Source organism: Sphingomonas bacterium, from assembly GCF_903644055.1.
In the GTDB taxonomy this organism is placed as follows: Bacteria; Pseudomonadota; Alphaproteobacteria; order Sphingomonadales; family Sphingomonadaceae; genus Sphingomonas_I.
This window is the reverse complement of record NZ_CAHJXD010000226.1, coordinates 1-5,136: the sequence shown is the minus strand read 5'-3', so window position 1 is coordinate 5,136 and position 5,136 is coordinate 1. Positions and strand designations below refer to the sequence as shown.

General features: G+C 68.7%; 6 protein-coding genes. All 6 read right to left on the bottom strand.

All coding sequences use genetic code 11. The features are described from left to right. Positions 1–102: 102 nt before the first annotated feature. Positions 103–1,179: an AI-2E family transporter gene (locus tag HUU94_RS10030; RefSeq protein ID WP_174274945.1), complete on the bottom strand. Its 1,077-nt coding sequence runs from the start codon at positions 1,177–1,179 to the stop codon at positions 103–105. Then, on the bottom strand, positions 1,176–2,051 hold the full coding sequence (lepB, locus tag HUU94_RS10025) for a signal peptidase I (RefSeq protein WP_174274944.1): 876 nt from the start codon (positions 2,049–2,051) through the stop codon (positions 1,176–1,178). The genes HUU94_RS10030 and lepB overlap by 4 nt, the downstream gene beginning before the upstream one ends. A gap of 10 nt (positions 2,052–2,061) precedes the next feature. Further along, positions 2,062–2,469, bottom strand: coding sequence for a holo-ACP synthase (acpS, locus tag HUU94_RS10020; RefSeq protein WP_174274943.1), 408 nt, complete (start codon positions 2,467–2,469; stop codon positions 2,062–2,064). Between the two features lie 124 nt (positions 2,470–2,593). Continuing rightward, a complete protein-coding gene (locus HUU94_RS10015) occupies positions 2,594–3,319 on the bottom strand; it encodes a pyridoxine 5'-phosphate synthase (RefSeq protein ID WP_174274942.1) in 726 nt (241 codons plus the stop codon). Continuing rightward, on the bottom strand, positions 3,316–4,263 hold the full coding sequence (locus HUU94_RS10010) for a serine hydrolase domain-containing protein (protein WP_174274941.1): 948 nt from the start codon (positions 4,261–4,263) through the stop codon (positions 3,316–3,318). Before HUU94_RS10010 ends, HUU94_RS10015 begins: the two co-directional genes overlap by 4 nt. Further along, positions 4,260–4,841: an orotate phosphoribosyltransferase gene (gene pyrE, locus HUU94_RS10005; RefSeq protein WP_174274940.1), complete on the bottom strand. Its 582-nt coding sequence runs from the start codon at positions 4,839–4,841 to the stop codon at positions 4,260–4,262. Before pyrE ends, HUU94_RS10010 begins: the two co-directional genes overlap by 4 nt. Between the last annotated feature and the right edge of the window lie 295 nt (positions 4,842–5,136).

Genomic DNA, 5,136 nt, shown 5'->3' with positions numbered 1-5,136 from the left:
CCGGCCTTGAGCCGGGGTCCCGCTTCTTCTTCAGCGTCGGCAGGCAGCGGGACCCCGGCTCAAGGCCGGGGTGACGAGAGTTCAATGTTAACGGGACGGACCCTAACCCGCCGCCCGTGCTTCCTCGGCGCCGATCTCGCTCTTCTTCTCGAGCAGCACCTTGACCATCGCGACGATCGGATCGGCGAGCGCGAGGCCGAGGATGCCGAACAGCGCGCCGAGCAGGAGCTGGCAGCCCAGCACCAGCGCGGGCGCCAGATCGACCGAGCGGCGCGCCACCATCGGTACGATGACATAGCCATCGAAGGTCTGCACCGCGACATAGACGATGATCGCGCCGATGCCGGTGCTGGACCCCGCCGAAAAGCCGACCAGCACGATCAGGATGCCCGAGACGATCGCGCCGATGTTGGGCAGGAAGGCGAGCAGCCCGGTGAGGATGCCGAGCAGAGGCGCCATCGGCACGCCGACGATCGACAGAGCGATGCCGACGAACAGCCCCTCGACCGCCATGCCGAGCAGCCGTCCCGCCATCAGCCGCCGCAGCGTGCGCCCCATCAGCTCGGTGGTCCGATAGAATTCGTCGCGCTTGGTCATCGGCAGCATCCAGGCGAGACCGCGCTCGTACAGCCTCGGCTCCATCGCGATGAACAGCCCGATGACGACGATCATCACCAGGCTGGAGAGCGCGCCGAGCGCGGTGCCCAGGGCCGCCGTGACCTTGCCGAACGACCCCATGAACTGCTGCGCGATCTGCCCGACGCCCGCGTCCTGGGGAAGCAGCCCGCGCGCGTGCAGCCAGCCGAGCCCGCGCTGGACCTGGAGCATCACCACCGTCTGAAGCGCTTGCGCCTGCCCCGCGAGCTGCGTGCCCGCGAGCACCAGGAAGCCGATCAGGAAGATCACCACCAGCACCGCGACGATCGCGAGGCGCAGGCTGCGCCTGATCGGCAGCACCTTGCCGAGCAATCGCACGCCGCCGTCGAGCATCTGCGCGAAGACGATGCCGCCGACGATCAGCAGCAGCGGCTCGGAAAGATACCAGACCAGCACGACGGTCAGCACCACCGCGGTCCAGGCGATCGCGCGGCGCAGCTCGCGGCCGGTCAGCGGATCGCTGAAATCCGATGGACCGGGTTCCTCCGGCCCCTTGGCGGTATTCGGATCGCCCTGCTTCACCGGCCCGCGCGCGCCGGGTGGAGATCGATGCCCGCGCGGCCACGGCGCAGCGCGGTGATCCAGCTCAGCGGGTTCCAGAGCTGGGTCGTGCCGTCATAGGAGAAGGTGATGAAATCGGCGCGCCCGCCGAGATTCTCCCACGGGATCGGCCCACCCAACCCCTGCTGCCACGCTTCGTAGCGGCTGTCGGCGCTCTCGTCGCGGTTGTCGCCCATCACGAAGACCTGGCCCGGCGGCACGGTGATCGGGCCGTAATCGTCGCCGCTGCCGGGCTGATAGCCGAAATCGACGGTGTCGAAGTTGCGGCCGTTGGGCAATGTCTCGTGGAAGATCGGCAGCTCGCAATAGGCCTTGCCGTCGCTCTCGGTGACGCGATGCTCGCTCTCCAGCGGCGATGCGCAGGGCAAATTGGCGTCGATCGGCAGCTTGAGCAGCCCGCGCGATTCGCGCTTCACGGGCACGCCGTTGATCGAAAGGATGCCGCGATTGACCTCGATCGTATCGCCGGGCAGCCCGATCACGCGCTTGATATAGTCGCTATTCTCCATCGGCGGCTTGAGGATCACGACGTCGCCCTGCTGCGGCATCCGCCCGAAGAGCCGCCCATGGATGAACGGCAGCACATGGAAGGAAGGCGAGACGTAGGACCAGCCGTAGGGATATTTGGTGACGATCAGCCGATCGCCTTTGATGAGCGTCGGCATCATCGATTCCGACGGGATGTAGAAGGGCTTGGCGACGAAGCTCCACACCGCCAGCACGCCCAGCACCAGCCAGAAGATGCCCTTGAGCTCGGCCCACCAGTCGGTCTTCTTCGGCGCGGCCTTGGCGGACGCGATGCCGGGTGCGACGAGTTCGGGCGTATCGCTCAACGCATGTTCCTTAGCTTTCTTGCCGGCGGGCGAAGAGGATGACGAACGCCTGCGCCCATGGGTGGTCGTCGGTGAGCGTCAGGTGAATATCGATCGCGTGGCCCGGCGGGGTCAAGGCGTCAAGCCTGGCCTTCGCGCCGCCGGTCAGGATCAGCGTCGGCTGGCCCGAAGGCAGGTTGGCGACGCCGATGTCCTTCAAGAACACGCCGTCGCGAAAGCCCGTGCCCAGCGCCTTCGAACAGGCTTCCTTGGCGGCGAAGCGCTTGGCCAAGGTGCCGGCGCGGGTCAGCGGGCGCTTGGCGGCCCTGGCCTGCTCGATCCGCGTGAAGCAGCGTTCGATGAAGCGATCCCCGAAGCGATCGAGCGATTGCTGGATCCGCTCGATATTGCAGAGGTCCGAACCGAGCCCGACGATCATCGCCATTCCTCCCCGGCACGGGGAGGGGGACCGTCCGCGCAGCGGGGGGTGGAGGGGGCTCTCCGCAAAGCGTGACGCCGGTGGAGAAGACCGATGGCCCGCCACCTCTCCGTGCCGGGAAGGATCACCTGGCCGCGTCCATCCGCGCGCGCATCTCGCGGATCGCGGGGTCGAGCCCGGCGAAGATCGCCTCGCCGATCAGGAAGTGGCCGATGTTGAGTTCGGCGAGTTGCGGGATCGCGGCGATGGGCGCGACATTGTCGTAGGTCAGGCCGTGCCCGGCGTGCGGCTCGATGCCGTTGCGCGCGGCAAGTGCCGCGGCGTCGGCGATCCGGCGCAATTCCGCCGCCTCCGCCTCGCCCTCGGCATGCGCATAGGCGCCGGTGTGGAGTTCGACGACGGGCGCGCCGAGCCGCAGCGCCGCTTCGACCTGCCGCGCCGAGGGCTCGATGAACAGGCTGACGCGGATACCCGCCTCCCCCAGGCGCGCGACGATCGGCGCCAGCGTGGCAAACTGGCCGGCGGCGTCGAGCCCGCCCTCGGTGGTGCGCTCCTCGCGCCGTTCGGGGACGATGCAGGCGGCGTGTGGGCGGTGGCGGAGCGCGATGCCGAGCATCTCCTCCGTCGCCGCCATCTCCAGGTTGAGGGGCAGCGGGGTCGCCGCCATCAGCCGCTCGATATCGCCGTCGCCGATATGGCGGCGATCCTCGCGCAGGTGCGCGGTGATCCCGTCCGCCCCCGCTTCCGCCGCGACGATCGCCGCGCGCACCGGATCGGGATGCGCGCCCCCGCGCGCGTTGCGCACCGTCGCGACATGATCGATGTTGACGCCGAGGCGGAGCCTGCTCATCCGCAGGCGACCGCCGAAAGCAGGTCGTAGGCGAAGCCCTTGCCCTGCCAGATTTCCCCGAACGAAAAATCGTCCGAACCCCGGTTGGTGAAGACCATGACGACCAGATCGTCGTCCGGCAGGATATAGTTGCGCGTCTGCACGCCGCCGATCTCGCCATCGCGCTGCACGATCCGCTTGGCCGCGCCGCAGCCCTTGAGCTGCCCCGGGAACACCCATTGGCCGAGCGCCTGATAGCTGCGCCCGCCCTCCGGCTTCCACAATTCGGCCAGCGCGGACGGCGGCAGCAGCTTGCCGGTCATCAGGTCGCGATCGAAGCGGAACAGCGCGCGGGCCGTGCCCATCAGTCCGCCCGCCGCGCCGAAACTGGCGAGCGAGAGCCTGGGCTCGGGCTTGCCGCCGACATAGCCGGGCACGCCGATCTCGCCGGGCCGGGCCATCGCCATGCCCCCGGGCCAGGCCAGGCGCGGGCCGAGCGCGGCGCCGAGCAGCAGATAATCGCAATTATTGTAGCTGAACGCCCCGCCCGGCGCGGCGATCGGCTTGGCGGTGCAATAGGCAAGGTCAGGCTTGGGCTTGGTGTAAAAAGCCGGAATGCCGCCTGTGTCCGGAGTCGCGTCCGGATTGGGCAGGCCGCTGTGATGGGTCAGCAACTGTCGATAGCTGATCGCGCCGCGCGCCGGGGCATCCAGGCCGAAACCGCCCGCCGCCACCCGCCGCATCACGAGAGTCGCCACGACCTGCTTCGTCACCGACGCCAGCCGCCAGCGCTCGCCCGCCTTGTGCATCACGCGGCCATCGGGCGCGACCGCGCCATAGCCCTTGTCGAGCAGCACCGAATCGCCCCTCGCGACCAGGATCTCGCCGGAGAGTTTCGCCTGGGCGGCAACGCTGTCGACGCGGGCGGCGACCGCCGCCGCCGCGAGTGCCAGCGCGACTATCACGCCATGGCCCTGCTGCCGGGCTTGACCGCCGGGATCGCGGCGAGGCCGGGAGGAAGCTGGTCCGCCGGATAGGCCGGTATGTCCATCCTGAGCAGCGAAACCAGCGGCGCGCCGATATCGGCCTTGCCGTTCGATCGATCGACGATGCACGCCGCGCCGAGCAATTCGCCCGGATGCCGGCGGATCGCGGCGATGCACTCGCGCGAGGAAAGCCCGGTGGTGACGATATCCTCGACCATGACGATCCGGGCGCCCGGCGGAATCTCGAAGCCGCGGCGTAGCTGGAATTCGCCCTCCTCCCGCTCGACGAACACCGCCTTGCAACCCAGCGCGCGCGCCGTCTCATATCCCGGGATGATCCCGCCGATCGCGGGGGAGACGACGATATCGACCTGGCCGAACGACTCGCGGATCAATCGGCCCAATGCGGCGCATACCCGCCCGGTGCGCACGGGATCCTCGAATATCCGCATTTTCTGGAGGAAAATCGGCGATCGCAGCCCCGAGGAGAGGATGAAATGCCCCTCGAGCAGCGCATCGGCCGCGCGGAATTCGGCGAGCACCTCCTCGTCGGTCATCGTGGGGCCCTCCATCCGATCATCACCTAAATCAAGGCGCGCGATAGACCGGGGATTCGCGGCCTTCAACAGCTTGCATTTCGGGGCGAACGGGTGTTTGAGACGGCCCAACTGCCGGATCGGCGATGCCGCCCGGTGCCGATGCCCACACCGTGGCCCCTGCTAGGGAATGACGAGAGTGTTCAAGACGATCCGGGGTCTCACCATCGCCGCCACGGCCTTCGCCGGGCTGGCAGGCGCGCTTCCCGCCGCCGCGCAGGCCCCCTCGGCGATCCCGGCGCTCGCCGCCTCCGCG